Source organism: Microbacterium sp. F2 (genome assembly GCF_052274505.1).
GTDB lineage: Bacteria > Actinomycetota > Actinomycetes > Actinomycetales > Microbacteriaceae > Microbacterium.
The window spans coordinates 1-19,363 of record NZ_JBNVBV010000001.1 but is presented as its reverse complement, the minus strand read 5'-3'; the positions used below and the strand labels follow the sequence as shown (position 1 = coordinate 19,363).

Genomic DNA, 19,363 nt, shown 5'->3' with positions numbered 1-19,363 from the left:
TGCGAGGGAGGCCGTGAAAGCTCCCCCTCGCTGCACACCGGGAACGCTCGGAGCGCTGGCATCATGGGGGCGTGCCCTCTCCTCGTTCCGCGCCGACCGGGCGCCCCACGCGGGGGACGACGGGCACGAATCGGTTGCGTCGCGTCGACCGGTGGATTGCGCGGCATCCGGTGCTCCGTGACGCATCCGAGCCCCTGGTCGTCGATCTCGGGTACGGCGCCACCGGCACCACGACGCTGGAGCTGGCGGCGCGGCTGTCGCCGGTCAGGTCCGACATTGATGTCGTGGGGTTGGAGATCGACCCGGAGCGCGTCGAGCGGGCACGCGAGCAATTGCGGGCGGTCCGCGCGGGTCTCACGAGTTTTGACCCTGATACCCGGGTCTCGTTCGCGCGAGGGGGTTTCGAGATCCCGACGCCCCGGCGTCCGATCGTCATCCGCGCCCTGAACGTCCTGCGCCAGTACGACGAGTCCGAGGTCGCGGCGGCGTGGTCGCTCATGGCCGGTCGCCTGGCGCCAGACGGATTGCTGGTCGAAGGGACCTGCGATGAGATCGGGCGCGTCATGACCTGGGTCGTCATCGGGCCGGATGCCGCACCTCGCTCCCTCACGGTGTCGCTGCGGCTGGCGGGACTCGATTCACCGGCGATCGCCGCCGAGCGTCTCCCGAAGGCACTCATCCACCGGAACGTCCCCGGTGAGCGGATCCACACTTTCCTCGCCGATCTCACGCGCGAGTGGGAGCGGGCCGCACCGCTGTCGACGTTCTCGCCCGTGCAGCGCTGGCGCGCAAGCTTGCAGGCGATGCTCGACGCGGGCTGGCCGCTTGTCGGACGTCATCGGTGGCGGCTGGGCGAAGTCACCGTCCCGTGGGCATCGGTCTCGCCGCGCTGAGCCCACCGGGCGAATCAGATGCGTGGGACGGCGTGCGCGGCGTCCTCACCCGACATGCCCGCGGCGGTGAGCAAATCCACGGCAAGGGGCCGAAGCGCCGCAACGAGGTTCTGATCCCCCAGCGTCGAATCGGGAAGCACCACGGCAGGATCCAGCCGCACCGCGACAGCGCGGAGTGCCTCACGGGCTACCGGCTCCAGCGAAATGTCACGCAACGACTGGGCGATGAGATCTGCCCCGCGGCCGAGGTCGGCCAACAGATCGGCAGCGACGGGGCGAGGCTGCCGATCATCGACGAGGTACACCGTGCGCCGAGCGATCACCCGAAGGTTGCGGCAGGCGAAGTCCATCGCCTGCCAGATGCGCTGGTGGCGCGCGATCTCATGCCGCTGCGAGCGCAGGAACGGCGAGATCCGGGCGATCCCCATGCCCGATTCGAGCGTCAGCCGCCAGTCGTCGATGTCGGCCTGCAGGGCCCGGGCCTTCTCGAGCCCCCGCTGCGCACGGACGCGGTCGCCCCGTCGCAGGGCCCTGATGATCGTGTCGGTCGCGCTCTGGAAGCGCGTGAACAACACCTCACCGGAGGCGACCTCGGTGCGTTGCGGGCTGCGCGGGATCAACGCCGTCACGAGCAGCGCCGCGATTCCACCGACGACTCCGTCGATAAGGCGCAGCATCGGGGAGCTCGTCGGGATGATCATGACGATAAGCGACTGAATCGCCGCAGCTATCGCAAACCCCGGTTGGGGTGAGAGGAAGCGTGCGACGGCGAGGGTTGCGGCAAGTGCGAGGCCCAGCTGCCACCAGCCGGAGCCGGCGACCAGGAGCAGCACCTCGGCCACAAGGATGCCGATGATCATGCCGATAACGGTCTCGAGCACGCGACGCGGCCGAGCGTCTCGGACGAGCCCGAGGCTCGAAACTGTCACCGTCGCGGCAAGCAGTGGCGCCGGGTGTCCGAGGACATATGTGGCGAAGGCATACGCTCCCGTTGCCGCGACGACGATCTGGACGATGGCGACGGATGACGCACGCAACCGCATCCATCCCGGCCGCGGGCTGAACCTACTCCACCAGCGCACCCGAATCGGGAGGGTCAGGGGCGCCGTCTCGTCGGGTGCCGCCGGGCGTGGCGAGCCCGGGTCTTGCGCCGCGCTCACGACCCGGACGGCGCCGCGGCGCTCGCGCGCCGGGAGAGCCGAGGCAGCCGAGGCACGGATGCTGCAGCACCGGCCTCGGGCGGGACGATCGTCTCGAGCCGGGCGGAGACAGCGCCCTCCGCCGTCTCGACCGTCGCGTCGCCGTCGGGAGTCGTGCGTCTCACGAGAGCCAGTCCGATGGGTCCGTCATCCATGTGGAGGGCGACGGAGGTGAGGACACCCACCTCGCTACCCGCGACGCGAACCTCGGACCCCGGCGGCGGCAGGATGCTGTCGGCACCGTCGAGGTGCACCGCCACGAGGCGCCGGGGAGGGTGACCGAGGTTGTGGACCTTGGCGACAGTCTCTTGGCCGCGGTAGCACCCTTTGCTCAGGTGCACGGATGTTCGCAGCCAGTCGAGCTCGTGCGGAAGGGAACGTTCGTCGACCTCGCGCGCCCAGCTCGGGCGCCACGCGGCAATGCGCAGCGCCTCGACGGCGAGTAGGCCGGCCAGCGTCACCTCGCCCGCCGCCGCAGCATCCGCGATCCGGTCGCGCTCGGAAGCCTCGACGATGATCTCGGCCCACTCCCGCGCCTGCCCCGGATGCTCACCCACCGCGTACCCGTACCCGCCGGCCGTGAGGCCCGGCCACGGGTCGAGCCACACCAGCGGAACGCCCGCGGGCGAGAACGCTGCGAGCCCGGCCGCGTCGGGTGAGGCCGCGCCGACGACGGCTACCTCATCGACGAGCCGGATCTCGACCCGCATCCGGAACCGCATCTTCGTCAGCCAGGCCACCAGCGGTTCGGCATCCGCGGAGTCGACCAGGAGCCAGGCGGTCTCGCCATCGTCGATGATTCCGGCGGCATGCTCGATGTGGCCGTTCGGATCCAGAATGAGCAGCTCGCTGCTTTCTCCCGGTACGAGCCCGGCCACAGCCTGCGACGTGATCGAGTCGAGCCACGCGAGCCGGTCGGGTCCGGTCACGCTGACCGCTGAGCGATTCTCGAGCGGAGCGACAGCGTCACCTCGCACCAGTCGGCGCTGCTCGACGAGGGGGTTACCGACGTGCATCAGGATGCCGTCGTCGACCACAGCACCCGGGACCCGCTCGAACGCGGATGCCATCAGTCGACCTTCGCGAGCCGCGCTGAGGCGTGCGAAGCGAGCGCACCGCCGAGCGCCGCGATATCCCAGGCCCACAGGAGGTGGGCGTCGACCAGCCCGTACATCCGGGTCGCTGCGGAGTACGACTTCGCCGATGCGGTGCGGATAACGGCATCCGTGGCGATGTCGATGCGGGGGCCGCGGATCTGCCCGAGGTAGAGCTCGCACACGCCGTCGGAGTGCACGAGCGAAACCTCGATCTCGAATCCTCCCTCGGGGGTCCGAAGGGCCTCGACATCGTCGACTGTCAGTGGCGAACCTGTGGCGGCTGCCGGGAGAAGGCCGGGGCCGGGAACGGCGTCGGTCGCGGGAATCGCCAACCGCCAGTATCCGGTCTCGCTCACCAGGGCTGTCCGCGGCCCGGCAGGATCGTCGGCATCCAGCAGCCACGCCTGAGCCGAGTAGTTGAGGTGGCCGCCTCCGTCGTGGCTGAAACTCACCCGGTGATGGAACTCACCGGTGAAGTGCGTGCCGTCGGTGTCGTAGTCGATGACACCGGTGCCCTCCCATACGCCGACCAGCCACGACAGTGGCGCAAGCTCGGCGGGGAGGTCGGTGGGAAGATCGATCACGGCGCGTCAGCGCTGGCCGCGGTACAGATTCTTCACGACGACACCCGAGACGAACACGATCGCGAGCGACGCGAGCGCAAGAAGGCCCACGAAGAAGAGTTCGAGCGCTACCAGGTCCATAGACCCAGTCTATCCCGGTTTCGCCGCGCCCGACCGGACTGCGCTCCAGACACGTCAGACACGCAACATGCGTCGGGACACCGCGCGTGACGGAGTGTCTCACGCAGGCTCGGGTGTCTCGGTCTCAGCCCCCGCTATCGCGGCACGATCGAGGCGAGCCCGAAGCCGAGGCTGATCACACCGAGCACGATCGCCGCACCGAGGGTGCTCAGCGCGACGCGCTCGACGAAGGCCTGAGATCGCCCGTAGGCCAGCTGCACCGCGAAAGCCAACACGACACACAACCCGAGAGCTACGCCGAGCCAGGCGATCCGCCACTCGGCAGGCACGAAGAAGCCGATGATCGCGCCGGCGACAGCGGCGGCCACCCAGACAGTGACGATCCCGCCGAAGGCACGGCGTGGAGCAAGCGGTGGCAGGTCCATCGCCCCATTGTCTCCTATCCGCGGAGGACACCCTAAACTGAGGGGCGCGGTGCGCCTCCGGCACCGGGAGGATGTCAGCGTGGCACAGCTATTGGTTCTGAGTTCCGCCCCAGGCGGTGGGCCAGCTCTGCCCGCGCTCGAGTTGCTGAGTCATCGCACTCGCCAGATCCCCGCAGAACCCGCGCAGCTGGTGAACGCACCCAGCGCCGACATCGTCTTCGTGGATGCCCGCACCGATCTCGTGGGAGCGAAGTCGCTGTGCAAGATCCTCGGGACGACGGGGCTGGATGTCCCGCTCATCCTCATCGTGACCGAGGGCGGCCTCACCGCCGTCTCGCCGGATTGGGGCGTCGATGACGTCATCCTGGTCACGGCGGGTCCGGCCGAAGTCGATGCGCGGGTGCGCCTGGCGATCGGCCGGATGGCGAAGGAACAGGTTTCCACGCGTATTCAGACCTCGGGCATCACGATCGACGAGTCGTCCTACTCGGCCAAGGTGCATGGACGCCCGCTCGATCTCACCTACAAGGAGTTCCAGCTCCTCCACTTCTTCGCCACTCACCCGTCGCGGGTCTTCACCCGGGAACAACTGCTCAGCGAGGTGTGGGGCTACGACTACTTCGGGGGAACCCGAACCGTCGATGTGCACGTCAGACGCCTTCGTGCCAAGCTCGGCGACCTGGAGCAGCTCATCGGCACCGTGCGCAACGTCGGGTACCGCTTCAACGTCTACGAGGATGACGCCCCGCCGCCGCGGGAGCGCGCCGACGCCTGACGACGAAAACTGTTCACGCGGGAGTCACGTAGCGCTGACAGGATGGACCCATGATCGACCACGAGGTTCTCGACACCGGGCTCGGCGACGAAGATGACGACGACTTCGACTCAGCGGCAGCAGCCGATGATCTCCTGCCCATTGACCGCTTCCTGGATCGTGAGCTGAGCTGGCTCGCGTTCAATCAGCGCGTCCTCGAGTTGGCCGAGGATCCGGGTCTGCCGCCGCTGGAACGCGCGAACTTCCTCGCGATCTTCGCGAGCAACCTTGACGAGTTCTTCATGGTCCGGGTCGCTGGGCTCAAGCGCCGCATCGTCACCGGACTCGCGGTGCCCACGAACATCGGCACCTCTCCCGAAGACACGCTCGCCGATATCTCGGAAGAGGCGCATCGACTGCAGCTGCGCCACGCCGACGCGTGGAGCCGCCTCGTCGCGCCGTCGCTTGCGGAGGCTGGAGTCGAGTTCGTCTCGTTCGCCTCGCTCGGCGATGACGAGCGCTCCCGCCTGTCTGACTACTTCCACGACCAGGTCTTTCCCGTTCTCATGCCGCTGGCTGTGGACCCAGCCCACCCCTTCCCCTACATCTCGGGCCTCTCCCTGAACCTGGCGATCCGCATCCGCAACGCGCGGACGGGTCGTCAGGAGTTCGCACGTCTCAAGGTGCCGCCGATGCTGCCCCGATTCGTCGAGATCTCGCGAGAGGGCGAGCGGGTGCGCTACCTCGCGCTCGAAGACCTCATCGCGAACCACCTCGGCGATCTGTTCCCGGGAATGGAGGTCTTGGACCACCACGCGTTCCGCCTCACGCGAAACGAAGACATGGTCATCGAAGAGGACGAGACCGAGAACCTCATCCAGGCTCTCGAGGCAGAACTCATGCGGCGCCGGTTCGGCCCTCCGATCCGCCTCGAGGTGACCGAGGACATGGACGAGCTGACGCTGAAGCTGCTGATCAGCGAGCTCGATATCACCGAGCAGGAGGTGTACCGCATTCCCGGCCCGCTGGACCTGCGGGGACTATTCGGCCTGAGCCGCCTGAACCGGCCCGAGCTCAAGTACAAACCGCACCTTCCCACGACCGCTATCGCGTTCCAGCCGGGCGACAACAACGAGCGCTCTGACATCTTCAGCGCCATCCGCACCGGGGATGTCCTGGTCCACCATCCGTACGAATCGTTCGCGACGAGCGTTCAGGCATTCCTCGACCAGGCGGCCAAGGACCCCCAGGTGCTCGCGATCAAGCAGACGCTGTATCGCACCTCAGGCGACAGCCCCATCATCCAGTCACTCATCGACGCTGCCGAGGCCGGCAAGCAGGTGCTCGCGCTCGTCGAGGTGAAGGCCCGCTTCGATGAGGCCGCGAACATCGTGTGGGCGCGCAAGCTCGAGAAGGCCGGCGTCCACGTCGTGTACGGCCTCGTCGGCCTCAAGACCCATTGCAAGCTGGCCCTGGTCATCCGCGAAGAGGAGGGGACGCTGCGCAGCTACTGCCACATCGGCACCGGCAACTACAACCCCAAGACCAGCCGGATCTACGAGGACTATGGGCTGTTCACGGCCGATGAGCAGGTCGGGCGGGACCTCACGCGCCTGTTCAACGAGCTGTCGGGCTACGCGATCGAGAAGAAATTCAAACGCCTGCTGGTTGCGCCGCTGCACCTGCGCAAGGGGCTGCTGCGACTCATCGAGGCCGAGCGTCGCAATGCTGCCGAAGGCAAGCCCGCACGCATCCGGATCAAGGTCAACTCGATGGTCGACGAGCAGATCATCGACGCGCTCTACCGTGCGAGTCAGGCCGGTGTGCCGGTGGAGATCTGGGTGCGCGGCATCTGCTCGATCAAGCCGGGAGTGCCGGGACTGAGCGAGAACATCACGGTGCGCAGCATCCTCGGCAGATATCTCGAGCACTCGCGAATCTTCGCGTTCCACAACGGCGGCGACGAGCAGATCTACATCGGCAGTGCCGACATGATGCACCGCAACCTCGACCGCCGGGTCGAGGCGCTCGTGCGGGTGAGCGAACCGGCTCATCTCGCGCAGTTGATGACCCTGTTCGATCGCGCCATGAGCAGCGCGACCAGTTCCTGGTGGCTCGATGCCACCGGAACGTGGGTGCGTCACCACCTCGACGAGCAGGGCAACCAGCTCGTCGATCTGCAGGACCAAACCATGGCCGATGTGCAGAGCCGGCGGCGGGCGCGAGCCACGCGATGACCGATACTCTCACCGTTCCGGACCCCACCATGTCAGAGAACATCGTTTACGCAGCCGGCGGCGTGCTGTGGCGCCTCGTCGAGGGCAAGCTCCGCATCCTGCTGATCCACCGCACCCAATACCGCGACGTGACCCTCCCCAAGGGCAAGGTCGATCCCGGCGAGACCCTCGCCGAGACCGCGGTCCGCGAGATCCACGAAGAGACCGGCATCCGTGTCTCCCTCGGGGTCCCTGTGGGTGTGTCGACCTATCACATGCCCTCCAAGCGCAACAAGGTCGTGCACTACTGGGCGGCAGAGGCCACGGATGCCGCGATCAAGGCCTCGTCGTTCGTCCCGAACAAAGAGATCGCTGCGCTCGAGTGGGTCTCGGCGAAGAAGGCCCGCGCGAAGCTCAGCTACCCCGTCGATGTCGAGATCCTGGACAAGTTCCTCGAGATCCGCGACAAGGATGTGCTGCGCACCTTCCCGATCATCGCGCTGCGCCACGCCAAGGCAGTACCGGCCGATGAGTGGGACGGATCGGATGCCTCGCGCCCCCTGGCTCCCCGCGGGCGCAAGCAGGCGAACGCACTCGTGGGTCCGCTCCTCGCGTTCGGCGCGCGCCGCATCGTCTCGAGCCCCGCCGTTCGGTGCGCCAAGACCGTCGGCCCGCTCTCTGCGGCGCTCGGGCGCCGCGTCGACTATTCGCCGCTGATCAGCCAGGACGCCTGGGAGGAGGGCGCGACTGACGCGCGCTCGGTGGTCGGAGCGCGGGTCCGCTCCCGCAAGCCCGCGGTGGTGTGCAGCCACGGCCCCGTGCTTCCTGAGATCATCCAGGAACTCGCGATGGCGACCGGGTCGCTCATGGGCTCGCACTTGGGCAACGCATCAGGACTGTCCCCGGGCGGATTCTCGGTCGTGCACCTGTCGACGGACAATCCGGGTTCAGGGATCGTTGCGATCGAGACGCACCAGCCTTCGGTGTGAGCGAACCGATCCGGCTCGGGTGGGCCCCGGTCACTGACCGCGACCACCGGCGCGAGGTCGCGTGGCGGCTCGTGCGAGAACTGATCGGTCAGCCCGGCATCCGGATCTCGAACCGATGCCCGCGGTGCGGCGCTGACCACGGCCCCGTCGAGGTCGAGGGAGTGGCGGTGACAGCGAGCGTGTCGTACGCCGCCGGGTGGGCGGTTGTCGCTCTGGCGCCCGCTGGTGCCGGGACCGTGGGAGTGGATGCCGAACCCGAGGTCGACCTCCGGCGAGACCGGACGGGCCTGACGGGTGTGCTCGGCGCCGGTCCTGCCACGACGCGCGACTGGGTGCGCGTAGAGGCCGCGCTGAAGGCCGATCGGCGGGGGCTGCGCGTCGAACCGGCGCTCGTGCATGTGACCGGCACCGACGGCTCCGACGATACGACCGGCGCGTCGTGGCGTGCCCGCGTCCCGGGGCGCGCGCACCCGCTCCTCGGCTGGGACCTCGACGGACCCCCGGGAGTTCTCGTCAGCGCCGCGCTGGCCAGCCTCGAGCCTGCCGACCGTTAGCGCGCGGACTTCTTCTTCGCGAGTCGCTTGGACGCATCCGGTCGCGGCGGCAACGGCGGCAGCGGGCCGGCATCCAGCCAGGCATCCAGGAGCGCCTCGAGGTCGTGGCCGGCGTCGTCGACGAAGCGACGGAAGTCCTCGGTCGTGACGCACGCGTTCACGTACGCGCTGCACCAGCCGCGCAGGAGATCGAAGAACGGGTCCTCCCCGATCGTGAGGCGCACGGCATGAAGCGTCAGCGCCCCCCGTTTGTAGAGCCGGTCATCGAACATGAGATCGGCGCCGGGATCGCTGATGACGAGATCCTGCGCGAGATCTGCGAGCCTCGCATGAGCCCGGCGGGCAGCGGCGTCGGCGGTGTCTGCACCCATTGCCTCGAACCAGAGCCACTCCGCGTAGCACGCGAATCCCTCGTTGAGCCAGATGTCGCGCCACCGCGCCACCCCGACGCTGTTGCCGAACCACTGGTGGGCAAGCTCATGAGCGACGAGGCGCTCCGAGTCCGGGTCGAGGTGGTTCGCGCCGAAGACGGCGGTGCCCTGCGCCTCGAGCGGGATTTCGAGCGGATCTGCCGTCACCACGATTGTGCAGCTCTCCTGCGGGTACGGTCCGAACCGCTCCTCGAAGGCTGTCATCATGCGCGGCAGCGGATCCAGAGCCCGCTTCACGTCTGCGCGCAGGGACGGCGGTGAGGCAACGACGATGCGCTCATCGAGCCGGTGCGATTCGAACTGCCCCACATAGACGGCGACGAGGTACGTCGCCGTGGGCACACCGATCGCGTACTCGGCGGTGACCTGACCGCCCGAGCGGGTGCGCGACTGCAGCACACCGGTGGCGACAGCCGTGTACTCGGCATCCGTCGTGACCCGGATGCCGTACGTCGCCCGGTTGTCGGGACGATCGTTACACGGAAACCATGTGGGGGCTCCGATCGGCTGCGACGCGACGAGGGACCCCTCGGTCAGCTCCTCCCAGCCGATCGTCCCCCAGCGGGAACGGCGGGGGGTTGGTGCGCCGGCGTATTCAATCGTCAGCGTCAGGGACTCCCCCGGCTGCATCGTGCGCGGCAGTGTGAGGCGGAGCTTCCGCGGGCCCTGCGTGTGCGGGGTCCGTCGCTGCCCCTCCATGCGGACCCGGCTGACCCGAAGGCCGACGAGATCGAGCGCGATCGAGGATGTCGCAGCCAGAATCCGGATGCCGAGGGTCGCGCGTCCCTCAAGCCTGTTGGTGCGGACGCGGTAGCTCAGATCGAGCGCATATGCTTCGACATCGAACGAGAGGTCGCCGCTCTGAGGCGTATAGGTGTCGTGAGCAGGGACGTCTTCCCGATCGACGCCGTCTCGGCGACCGGTGTCGATCACGGGGCCGCCTGATACGCGCGGATCTTCACCGCACGCCACGGGCCGATGGGATTCCCACTCCAGCGCGAGCCGACCGGCACGCTTTCCCCCCGCATGACCAGCGAGGCAGGACCAACGGTCGCGTGAGCACCGATCGAGGCCGCGGGCAGGATGACCGAGTGCGGCCCGAGCGTTGCACCGGGTTCGAGAGTGACGGCATCCATACTCATGATCCGATCATGAAACAGGTGAGTCTGCACAACGCATCCCCGATTGACGGTGGATCCGTCGCCGAGGTGCACGAGATCCGGCTCGGGGAGCCAGTACGTCTCGCACCAGACTCCGCGGCCGACCCGGGCGCCGAGCGAGCGCAGCCACACGGCAAGTGCGGGGGTACCGGATGCTGCGCGAGCGAACCAGGGAGCAGCGACCATCTCGGTGAAGGTGTCGACCACCTCGGTGCGCCAGACGAAACTCGACCACAGTGGATGCTCGCCCGCGCGGATCGGCCCAACGAGGATCCACTTAGCGGCTGTCGAGGTGGCTGCTGCCACCGCGCCGGCGGCGAGCATGACAATTCCCGAGAGCAGCACCGTCCACCACGGTCCGATGCTGGTCCAGAGGGCTGCCAGGGTCATGAGCACCCCGAAACCAATGAGCCCGGTCACAAAAACGGGAACGATTCGCGAGAGCTCCCAAAGGCTCCGCGCGATGCGCAAAGCGACGGGCGGCTCGTAGGTGCGGGACTCATCGACGCTGGCGGCGACGCGTCGCAGACGCACGGCTGGGGACCCGAGCCAGGACGATCCCGCCTTCGCCTTCGCCGGAGCCGCGGAGAGCACCGCGATCAGTCCGTCCTTCGGGACTCGATGCCCGGGCGCCACCATGCCGGAGTTTCCGACGAACGCGCGCTTGCCGATCCTGACGTGGTCGACGCGCATCCAGCCGCCGCCGAGCTCGTACGAGGCGACCATCGTGTCATCGGCAAGGAACGCGCCATCGTCAATCGTGGTCATCGACGGGATCAGCAGCACCGTGGATGCCTCGACGTTGCGGCCGACCGATGCGCCCAGCATCCGCAGCCAGAGGGGAGTGAACAGGCTTGAGTAGAGGGGAAACAGCACGGTGCGCGCCGAGTCGAGAAGTCGCTCGGTCGTCCACACCTGCCACCCGAGCCGGCTGCGAACGGGATGGGTTCCCTCGCGAAGGCCGAGCGAGAGCAACCGCACGGCGATCACGACGGTGCCGGCGAAGACCACACCGGCGATCAGGATGCCGGGCACGAGCCACGCGAGGCCGAGGAGCGCCGCCTCCGCGAGAGTCTGCGCGTCCTGCATCGCAAGCGCCATGACACCGGCACCGGCGGCGAACGCGACGATCGGCAGCAATGCCAAGGCCAGCGAGGACGCGATATAGGCCCACAGCCACCGGTGCGGAGCCGGCGCATGTTCCGCGGGCCAATCGGCGGCAGGTTCCCCGACCCGCACTGCGGGCGAGCCGGCCCACGCCTGGTCGGGCTTGACCCGCCCGAACACCGCCGAACCGGGGGCAACCCGCGCACGCCGACCGATCTTGGTGCCGGGAGCAAGTGTGCTGCGGGCCCCGATGACCGCATCCGCATCGATCCGGATGCCGCCCACGCGCACGGTGTCGCCGTCGACCCACGTGCCACTGAGATCGACCTCGGGATCGATCGCCGCGTTATCGCCGACCTGCAGCATCCCGGTCACCGGCGGCAGCGTGTGCATATGGACGTCGCGGCCGATCGAGGCACCGAGCGCCCGCGCGTAGTAGGTGACCCACGGCGCTCCCACGTACCCGACAGCGTCGATCTGGTCGGCGACCTGTTCGGCAAGCCAGAGCCGCAGGTGAACGCCGCCGCCGCGCGGATAGTCGCCCGGTTCCAGCCCTGCGAGCAGGGTTCGCGCAGCGAGCACTGCGATCGCCATGCGACCGAACGGGGTAGCGAACACGAGCAGGCCGATCACGAGCACCCACCACGGCACGGTCGGGAGGAAGGCGAACCCACCTCCGAGCTGCAACAGCGTGCTCGCAGTCAGCAGGTACAGCAGCCATCGGATGCCCGACAGGATGAACAGTGGCGCCCCGAGCAGGGTCTGGGCGATCCGTGTCGTGGCCGGCGTCGGGACGGCGCGGTGGTACTCGGCGGCAGACGCGTCGGCGGCGGCATCCGCATGTGGAAGCAGGGATGCCATCGCCCCGAGGCGCGGCATGTCGTAGATGTCGGCGACCGTGAACTCGGGAAGCCGCCCGCGCACTCGTGACGCAAGCTGTGCCGCCGCGAGCGACCCGCCGCCGAGGTCGAAGAAGTCTGACGCACGGCCTTCAGCGGGGACGCCGAGGACCGCCTGCCACTGTTCAGCAAGCCACACCTCGTTCTGAGACAACCCCGCGGCGGGTTGCTCTGCCCCAGGAACCGGCCACGGGAGCGCCGCCCGATCGACCTTCCCCGAGGTACGCGCCGGAAGGTCGGGGAGCACCGCGAACAGGGGCATGATGCCGGCGGGCAGGCGGTCTGCGAGAGTCGCTCGCGCTGCTGCCCGATCAAACGCCTCGGGCTCATCGACGACGATGTAGCCGACCAGAACGGGGTTGCCGGCCTCCGACGTGCGAACCGCGGCAGTCGCGGCGGTGACGCCGGGAAGATCCTGGAGGGCAGCTTCGACCTCGCCGAGTTCGATACGCCGCCCGCCGATCTTGACCTGATCGTCGGCGCGTCCGAGAAAGACGAGACCCTCGGGTTCGTATCGGACGAGGTCGCCAGAGCGATACGCGCGATCCCACCCCAGCGTCGGCATGGGGGCGTACTTCTCGGCATCCTTCGCGGGATCGAGGTACCGAGCAAGCCCGACACCGCCGATGATGAGCTCCCCGCTCTCCCCCTCCGCGACCCGGTTGCCCTCGGCATCCACCACCGCAAGCGACCAGCCCTCGAGCGGAAGCCCGATACGGACCGGGGCGTCGGGCACGAGCGGCGCGGCGCACGAGACGACGGTGGCCTCCGTCGGACCATAGGTGTTCCAGACCTCGCGGCCCTCGGCGGCCAATCGCGTGCCGAGCTCTGGCGGCACGGCTTCTCCGCCGAAGATCAGCAGCCTGACGTTGTCGATCGTGGAACTCGGCCACATCGCGGCGAGGGTCGGCACCGTGGAGATGACCGTGATTCCCTGGCGCGCAAGCCAGTTCGCAAGGTCGACGCCCGAACGGACCAGCGCGCGCGGCGCGGGGACGAGGCAGGCGCCGTGTGCCCACGCGAGCCACATCTCCTCGCAGGAGGCATCGAAGGCCACCGACAGTCCTGCGAGCACGCGGTCTGAGGTGCCGAGGGGCTCGTCCTGCAGGAACAGGCGACTCTCGGCATCCACGAACGCCGCGGCACACCGGTGCGTGACCGCAACCCCCTTGGGAACCCCGGTCGAGCCCGAGGTGAAAATGATCCATGCGTCGTCGTCCGGCGCCGGCTGCACGAGGATGTCGAGCGCCCGCGTATGCCCTGCGGGGGCCTCGCCGGCGAACAGGTCCTCATCCTCGTCGACGGAGTCATCGATGGTCGGGATTTCGGATGTGACGTCGGACGGGGCGATGCCGGTTCCGTCATCATCTCCATCAGCAGCGCCCGGCACATTCGGTGCGTAGAGCCCGCGGCCGGTGATGACCCCTCTCACCCCAGCTTCGCCGAAAACGAGGGCTGCGCGTTCTGCCGTGTCATCGGCGTCGACGGGAACGTAGGCGGCGCCGGCAGCCATGACGCCGAGGATCGCGATGTAGAGCTCTTTCGTGCCCGAGGTCATGCGGATGCCGACACGATCGCCGTGCCGCACGCCAGCTGCCACGAGGCGCGAGGCGGTGAGGGCGACGCGGGCAGCGAGCTCCCGGTAGCTCACTGCGGGTCCTGCGCCGTCATCGATCGCTGAAGCCTCGGGATGGCGGCGCACCGTCTCTTGCAGGATGTCGATGAGGGTCCGCGGCGGGGCGGCATGAGCTACCCGATCGAGGATGGCCGACTGGTCAAAAGTCACGATCCGACGGTACCGGGGCGCGTCGTACGGGGTGGGGGGAACACTGCAGACCGCCCGAGGCCGTTTACCTGCTGTTCACCTCTACCAACCGATCCCTTAAGAGTCGCTGTCTACCGTCACGTAAGTGCCCTGCACCGGGCCCGCCACACAAACCCCGACACAGTGAAGGATTCACAGTGAAGATCACCCGCTTCGCCCAGCTGGGCGCTGTCGCCGCCGTAGCCACCCTCGCGCTGGCTGGCTGCGCCTCCAACGAGTCGAACGGCGGCTCGACCACCGAGCCCACCGAGTCGACCCTTTCGGGCACCATCGGCGCGACCGGCGCTTCGTCGCAGACTGCCGCGCAGGAGGCCTGGGTCGCGAACTTCCAGACCGCCAACCCCGACGTGACCGTCAACTACGAGCCCACGGGTTCGGGCACGGGCCGCGAGAACTTCATCGCCGGCGCGAGCAACTTCATCGGCTCGGACCGCGCATTCAAGATCGACGAGATCGCCGAGAGCACCTTCGCCGCGTGCGCCGACGGCGGCTCGGCCGGCATTGTCGAGATCCCCGTCTACATCTCGCCCATCGCCGTTGCGTTCAACCTCGACGGTGTCGAGTCGCTCAACCTGACCGCCGACGTCATCGCGGGCATCTTCGCCGGCACGATCACCAACTGGAACGACGCAGCGATCGCGAGCCTGAACGACGGCGTCGAGCTTCCCGACCTCGCGATCTCGCCGGTGCACCGCTCCGACGACTCCGGTACGACCGAGACCTTCACCTCCTACCTGTCGGCCGCGGCACCCTCGGTCTGGACCTACGAGCCCGACGGCGAGTGGCCGATCACCGGTGGCGAGTCGGCTCAGGGTACGTCGGGTGTCATCGACGCGACCAAGAACGGCAACGGCACCATCACCTACGCCGACGCTTCGCAGGTCGGCACCCTCGGCACCGCCTCGGTCGGCGTCGGCGGCGAGTTCGTGCCCTACTCGGCAGAGGCCGCGGCGATGATCGTCGACTCCTCGCCGGAGCAGGAAGGCCGTACCGAGGGCGACATCGTCTTCGACATCGACTACGCGACCGAAGAGGCGGGCGTCTACCCGATCGCTCTCGTGAGCTACGAGATCGGCTGCGTCGAGTACGAGGACCCCACCGTCGCTGAGCTCGTGGCCGCGTACTTCACCTACATCGCCAGCCCCGAGGGCCAGGACGCCGCCGCTGAGAACGCCGGCTCGGCTCCGATCTCGGACTCGCTGCGCGAGCAGGTCAACGCCGCGATCGCCCTGATCGGCTGATCACCTCCCTCTCGGCCGCCCCGTTCGGTACATTCACGATGTACTGAACGGGGCGGGCTGAGCGAGAGAGCCGGTTTCACCGGAGCTCTCGCTGAGCCTGACCCGGACTCGACACGAAGGACACACGGATGGCGACGACCACGGACGCGGGACCCGAAGCCCCGGCGAAAATCCACGCCAAGAGACGGCCCGGGGACATCGTCTTCTCGGGGACCGCGCTCGGAGCGGGGATCATCATCCTGGCTGTTCTCGCTGCTGTCACGATCTTCCTGGTCATCGAGAGCATCCCGGCGTTTACGACTCCCGCCGACGAGAACCCGCTCCTGAAGGGCAAAACCTTCCTCGAGTACACGTGGCCGCTCGTGTTCGGCACGATCTGGTCTTCGATCCTCGCGCTCGTCATGGCAGCGCCGCTCGCGATCGGCATCGCACTGTTCATCTCGCACTACGCCCCGCGTCGCGCAGCAGCAGTCCTCGGATACATCATCGACCTCCTCGCTGCTGTCCCCTCGGTCGTGTTCGGCCTGTGGGGCGGCCTGGTGCTGGCCGGGTTCGTGCAGCCCTTCTACGTGTGGCTGAACACCTACCTTGGGTGGATTCCGCTGTTCAGCGGCCAGGTGTCAGCCACCGGCCGCACGATCCTCACCGCCGCCCTGGTACTGGCCATCATGGTGCTGCCGATCATGACCGCGATCTGCCGCGAAGTGTTCCTGCAGACGCCGGTGCTGCACGAAGAGGCGGCGCTGGCGCTCGGCGCCACCCGCTGGGAGATGATCAAGATGGCGGTGCTGCCCTTCGCCCGCGGTGGCATGGTATCGGCGGCGATGCTCGCACTCGGTCGAGCGCTCGGGGAGACGATGGCCGTCACGATGGTGCTCTCGGTATCGGGGGTCGTGACCTTCGAATTGCTGACTGCTACAAACCCGACCACGATCCCGGCGAACATCGCCCTCCAGTTCCCCGAGGCGTATGGCACCGGTGTGAGCCTGCTGATAGCCACCGGCCTCGTCCTGTTCGTCGTCACCTTCGCCGTCAACGCGATCGCTCGCTGGATCGTCAACCGCCGCGCTGAGTTCTCGGGAGCCAACTGATGTCCACCGCAACCGCCACGGCGACGCGTCCGAGCACCAACAGCTTCTCGAACGGGCGGCTTCCGAAGGGGACGAGCTGGCTCCTGCTGGCGGGCTCCCTCATCGTCATGGGGCTGGTGTTCTTCCTCCTGAACATCCACCAGCCCGTCGCAAACTACAACATCGTCGCCGCCGTCTTCCTCGGCGCGGTGCTGTACGCCATCCTGATCTTCGTCGTCGCCTCGATCGTGGAAGGACGCCGCAACGCGACCGACCGCTTCATCACCGCGGTGGTCTCGGCAGCCTTCATCGTTGCCCTCCTGCCGCTGATCTCACTGCTGTTCACGGTTCTGGTCAACGGGCTCGCCCGATTCGACATCGAGTTCTTCTCGTCGTCGATGCGCAACGTGATCGGCGACGGCGGTGGTGCGCTGCACGCGATCGTGGGAACACTGTTGATCACGCTGACGGCGACGATCATCTCGGTTCCGATCGGCCTCATGACCTCGATCTACCTCGTCGAGTACGGCAACAGCGGCAAGCTCGCCCGCGCAATCACCTTCTTCGTCGATGTGATGACCGGCATCCCGTCGATCGTTGCGGGTCTGTTCGCTTACGCCGTCTTCGTGATCTTCTTCGGCGCCGGGTACTCCTCGGGCTTCGAAGGTGCCATCGCGCTGAGCGTTCTCATGATCCCCGTGGTCGTCCGCTCCTCCGAAGAGATGCTGCGCCTGGTTCCCAACGAACTGCGCGAGGCGTCGTTCGCGCTCGGCGTTCCGAAGTGGCTCACGATCGTGAAGGTCGTGCTGCCGACATCCATCGCCGGAATCACCACCGGTGTGATGCTCGCGATCGCCCGCGTCATCGGTGAGACTGCCCCGCTGCTGCTCACCGCCGGCTACACGCAGAGCATGAACTGGAACATCTGGGACGGCAACATGATGACCCTCCCCGTGTTCGTTTACAACCAGTACGCCAACCAGGGCACCAACCCCGACGCCGCGATCTCGCGCGCATGGGCTGGGGCCCTGACCCTGATCCTGATCGTCATGGTGCTCAACCTCGCCGCCCGCTTTGTCGCGAAGTTCTTCGCGCCCAAGACCGGTCGCTGAACCCGAAGGAATATCCGTGTCCAAGCGCATCGATGTCAACGACCTCAACGTCTACTACGGCAACTTCCTCGCCGTCGAAGGCGTCTCGCTCACGATCGAACCCCGCTCCGTCACCGCCTTCATCGGCCCCTCCGGTTGCGGCAAGTCGACCTTCCTTCGCACCCTGAACCGGATGCACGAAGTCATCCCCGGCGCCCGGGTGGAGGGTGAGGTGCTGATCGACGGAGACAACCTGTACGGTGCTGGCGTCGACCCCGTGCTCGTGCGTCGCCAGGTCGGCATGGTCTTCCAGCGCCCGAACCCCTTCCCGACGATGTCGATCCGTGAGAACGTGCTGGCGGGTGTCAAGCTCAACAACCAGCGCATGTCCAAGAGCGATCAGGAGGCTCTCGTCGAGAAGTCGCTGCAGGGCGCGAACCTGTGGAACGAGGTCAAGGACCGCCTGGACCGCCCGGGTTCGGGTCTGTCCGGTGGCCAGCAGCAGCGCCTGTGCATCGCTCGTGCCATCGCGGTCGAGCCCGACGTGCTGCTGATGGACGAGCCGTGCTCGGCCCTCGACCCGATCTCGACCCTCGCGATTGAGGACCTCATCGAGGAGCTCAAGAGCGAGTACACGATCGTCATCGTGACCCACAACATGCAGCAGGCCTCGCGCGTGTCCGATAAGACGGCGTTCTTCAACATCGCCGGCACCGGCAAGCCGGGCAAGCTCATTGAATACGACGAGACCACCACGATCTTCACCCACCCGAAGGTCAAGGACACCGAAGACTACGTCTCGGGCCGCTTCGGATAAGCATCAGTTTCGGACGAGGGGGGGCGTGGCCGTTCGGCCTCGCCCCCTCATCCGTTTCGTCACACCCGCGCGTTGCTCGGTCGCAACGGCGAACCCTTCTGCCGACACGCCGGGTCGCGGCATCCGTCACCGGCGTGTCGAGGAAGCTATGCGCCGTTGCGACACGGCGCCCCGGGACCGAGCAAGTACCCGGCAGCGCCGCCTCGGTCACAACGGCGCACCTTTCTGCCGACACGCCAGGCCGCGGCATCCGTCACCGGCGTGTCGAGGAAGCTATGCGCCGTTGCGACACGGCGCCCCGGAATCGACGCATGTCCGAGGGGCGCGGAACCACTCCTCCCCAAGGCATCGGGGAGCACGAGTTCGCACATCTACGGTTCCCGGATGACGCGAAGACACGTGATCGACGGAGCCTGACGGTGTGTGTGATGCGCCTTTGGCCGTAATGACCGTGGCGGAGCTTCGCGCTCGCGGCTTCGGGTATCCCTGGGTGCGCACCGCGCTGCACTGGGGTGCGATCACACGCGTGCGCCGGGGACTGTACGCACGCCCCTGGGCTTGCCGTGACCTCCTGCTCGCGACGGCCCACGGTGGCACCTTGGCGTGTGTCTCAGCAGCGCGGCATCTCGGACTCTGGGTGCTCGATGATGCCACCGAGGTCCATGTCTGGCTCCCCTCTCGACACTGCTACAAGCACGACGGATGCGAATGTATCGAGCACTGGGATGACGGCCGAAGTGGCGTCGGAACGATGGCACCGCCCGTGCGTCAGATCCTGCGACAGATTCTGCACTGCCGCGGAGTCGAGGAGTTCGGCGCTTGACCCCTGATCTTGGACACGCTGATTCCAGCACGATGCTGGGGAAGCGAGAATCCAAGGGATGGCTAGGA

The 19,363-nt window shown here is 67.6% G+C and carries 16 protein-coding genes; 10 read left to right on the top strand and 6 right to left on the bottom strand.

The window, feature by feature from the left end; translation table 11 throughout:
* Positions 1-71: 71 nt before the first annotated feature.
* Complete coding sequence (locus tag ACQVDU_RS00080; RefSeq protein ID WP_331791656.1) at positions 72-893, top strand: class I SAM-dependent methyltransferase; 822 nt, start codon at positions 72-74, stop codon at positions 891-893.
* Between the two features lie 14 nt (positions 894-907).
* Here the strand turns inward: ACQVDU_RS00080 and ACQVDU_RS00075 are convergent, their stop codons facing one another.
* The 4 genes from ACQVDU_RS00075 to ACQVDU_RS00060 all read right to left on the bottom strand — a co-directional run bounded on the left by ACQVDU_RS00075 (position 908) and on the right by ACQVDU_RS00060 (position 4,318).
* Positions 908-2,053, bottom strand: a complete 1,146-nt coding sequence (locus tag ACQVDU_RS00075; RefSeq protein WP_292730253.1) for an FUSC family protein — start codon at positions 2,051-2,053, stop codon at positions 908-910.
* Complete coding sequence (ygfZ, locus tag ACQVDU_RS00070) at positions 2,050-3,162, bottom strand: CAF17-like 4Fe-4S cluster assembly/insertion protein YgfZ (RefSeq protein ID WP_292730250.1); 1,113 nt, start codon at positions 3,160-3,162, stop codon at positions 2,050-2,052. Before ygfZ ends, ACQVDU_RS00075 begins: the two co-directional genes overlap by 4 nt.
* Entirely contained in the window at positions 3,162-3,773 is a 612-nt protein-coding gene (locus ACQVDU_RS00065) for an FABP family protein (RefSeq protein ID WP_292730247.1), read from the bottom strand. The genes ygfZ and ACQVDU_RS00065 overlap by 1 nt, the downstream gene beginning before the upstream one ends.
* Before the next feature lie 254 nt (positions 3,774-4,027).
* Positions 4,028-4,318, bottom strand: a complete 291-nt coding sequence (locus tag ACQVDU_RS00060) for a hypothetical protein (protein WP_292709180.1) — start codon at positions 4,316-4,318, stop codon at positions 4,028-4,030.
* 79 nt (positions 4,319-4,397) lie between these two features.
* Here ACQVDU_RS00060 and ACQVDU_RS00055 point away from each other — a divergent pair, with 79 nt between their 5' ends.
* Genes ACQVDU_RS00055 through ACQVDU_RS00040 form a run of 4 tightly spaced genes read left to right on the top strand, consistent with a single transcriptional unit; the run spans position 4,398 to position 8,831 of the window.
* Positions 4,398-5,093 (top strand): response regulator transcription factor, encoded by a 696-nt coding sequence (locus ACQVDU_RS00055; RefSeq protein ID WP_292709182.1) that lies wholly within the window; start codon positions 4,398-4,400, stop codon positions 5,091-5,093.
* A gap of 50 nt (positions 5,094-5,143) precedes the next feature.
* Positions 5,144-7,309: an RNA degradosome polyphosphate kinase gene (locus ACQVDU_RS00050; RefSeq protein WP_292800943.1), complete on the top strand. Its 2,166-nt coding sequence runs from the start codon at positions 5,144-5,146 to the stop codon at positions 7,307-7,309.
* 29 nt (positions 7,310-7,338) lie between these two features.
* Positions 7,339-8,277: an NUDIX hydrolase gene (locus ACQVDU_RS00045; RefSeq protein ID WP_292709216.1), complete on the top strand. Its 939-nt coding sequence runs from the start codon at positions 7,339-7,341 to the stop codon at positions 8,275-8,277.
* Complete coding sequence (locus tag ACQVDU_RS00040) at positions 8,274-8,831, top strand: chemotaxis protein CheY (protein WP_300590446.1); 558 nt, start codon at positions 8,274-8,276, stop codon at positions 8,829-8,831. The genes ACQVDU_RS00045 and ACQVDU_RS00040 overlap by 4 nt, the downstream gene beginning before the upstream one ends.
* Here ACQVDU_RS00040 and ACQVDU_RS00035 read toward each other — a convergent pair.
* Together ACQVDU_RS00035 and ACQVDU_RS00030 are read right to left on the bottom strand one after the other, a co-directional pair.
* Positions 8,828-10,195, bottom strand: coding sequence for a M1 family metallopeptidase (locus ACQVDU_RS00035; RefSeq protein ID WP_300590445.1), 1,368 nt, complete (start codon positions 10,193-10,195; stop codon positions 8,828-8,830). The two genes, ACQVDU_RS00040 and ACQVDU_RS00035, sit on opposite strands and share 4 nt — an antisense overlap.
* Positions 10,192-14,214, bottom strand: a complete 4,023-nt coding sequence (locus tag ACQVDU_RS00030) for a Pls/PosA family non-ribosomal peptide synthetase (RefSeq protein ID WP_443475977.1) — start codon at positions 14,212-14,214, stop codon at positions 10,192-10,194. The genes ACQVDU_RS00035 and ACQVDU_RS00030 overlap by 4 nt, the downstream gene beginning before the upstream one ends.
* A 176-nt stretch (positions 14,215-14,390) precedes the next feature.
* On the opposite strand from ACQVDU_RS00030, the gene ACQVDU_RS00025 reads away from it, so the two are divergent.
* The 5 genes from ACQVDU_RS00025 to ACQVDU_RS00005 all read left to right on the top strand — a co-directional run bounded on the left by ACQVDU_RS00025 (position 14,391) and on the right by ACQVDU_RS00005 (position 19,295).
* Positions 14,391-15,494 carry a phosphate ABC transporter substrate-binding protein PstS gene (locus tag ACQVDU_RS00025; protein WP_443475976.1) on the top strand — a complete coding sequence of 368 codons (1,104 nt, stop codon included), beginning with the start codon at positions 14,391-14,393 and terminating at the stop codon, positions 15,492-15,494.
* 128 nt (positions 15,495-15,622) lie between these two features.
* Positions 15,623-16,585: a phosphate ABC transporter permease subunit PstC gene (pstC, locus tag ACQVDU_RS00020; RefSeq protein ID WP_292709194.1), complete on the top strand. Its 963-nt coding sequence runs from the start codon at positions 15,623-15,625 to the stop codon at positions 16,583-16,585.
* Complete coding sequence (gene pstA, locus ACQVDU_RS00015) at positions 16,585-17,676, top strand: phosphate ABC transporter permease PstA (protein WP_443475975.1); 1,092 nt, start codon at positions 16,585-16,587, stop codon at positions 17,674-17,676. Before pstC ends, pstA begins: the two co-directional genes overlap by 1 nt.
* A gap of 16 nt (positions 17,677-17,692) precedes the next feature.
* A complete protein-coding gene (gene pstB / locus ACQVDU_RS00010) occupies positions 17,693-18,472 on the top strand; it encodes a phosphate ABC transporter ATP-binding protein PstB (RefSeq protein ID WP_331791664.1) in 780 nt (259 codons plus the stop codon).
* Positions 18,473-18,908: 436 nt separating this feature from the next.
* Entirely contained in the window at positions 18,909-19,295 is a 387-nt protein-coding gene (locus ACQVDU_RS00005; protein ID WP_443475974.1) for a hypothetical protein, read from the top strand.
* Positions 19,296-19,363: the final 68 nt, after the last annotated feature.

Bases quoted from the DNA above. Each gene is read 5' to 3' on its own strand.
- ygfZ (WP_292730250.1), bottom strand. From the start codon at position 3,162: ATGGCATCCGCGTTCGAGCGGGTCCCGGGTGCTGTGGTCGACGACGGC.
- ACQVDU_RS00060 (WP_292709180.1), bottom strand. From the start codon at position 4,318: ATGGACCTGCCACCGCTTGCTCCACGCCGTGCCTTCGGCGGGATCGTC.
- ACQVDU_RS00050 (WP_292800943.1), top strand. From the start codon at position 5,144: ATGATCGACCACGAGGTTCTCGACACCGGGCTCGGCGACGAAGATGAC.
- ACQVDU_RS00045 (WP_292709216.1), top strand. From the start codon at position 7,339: ATGTCAGAGAACATCGTTTACGCAGCCGGCGGCGTGCTGTGGCGCCTC.
- pstC (WP_292709194.1), top strand. From the start codon at position 15,623: ATGGCGACGACCACGGACGCGGGACCCGAAGCCCCGGCGAAAATCCAC.
- pstA (WP_443475975.1), top strand. From the start codon at position 16,585: ATGTCCACCGCAACCGCCACGGCGACGCGTCCGAGCACCAACAGCTTC.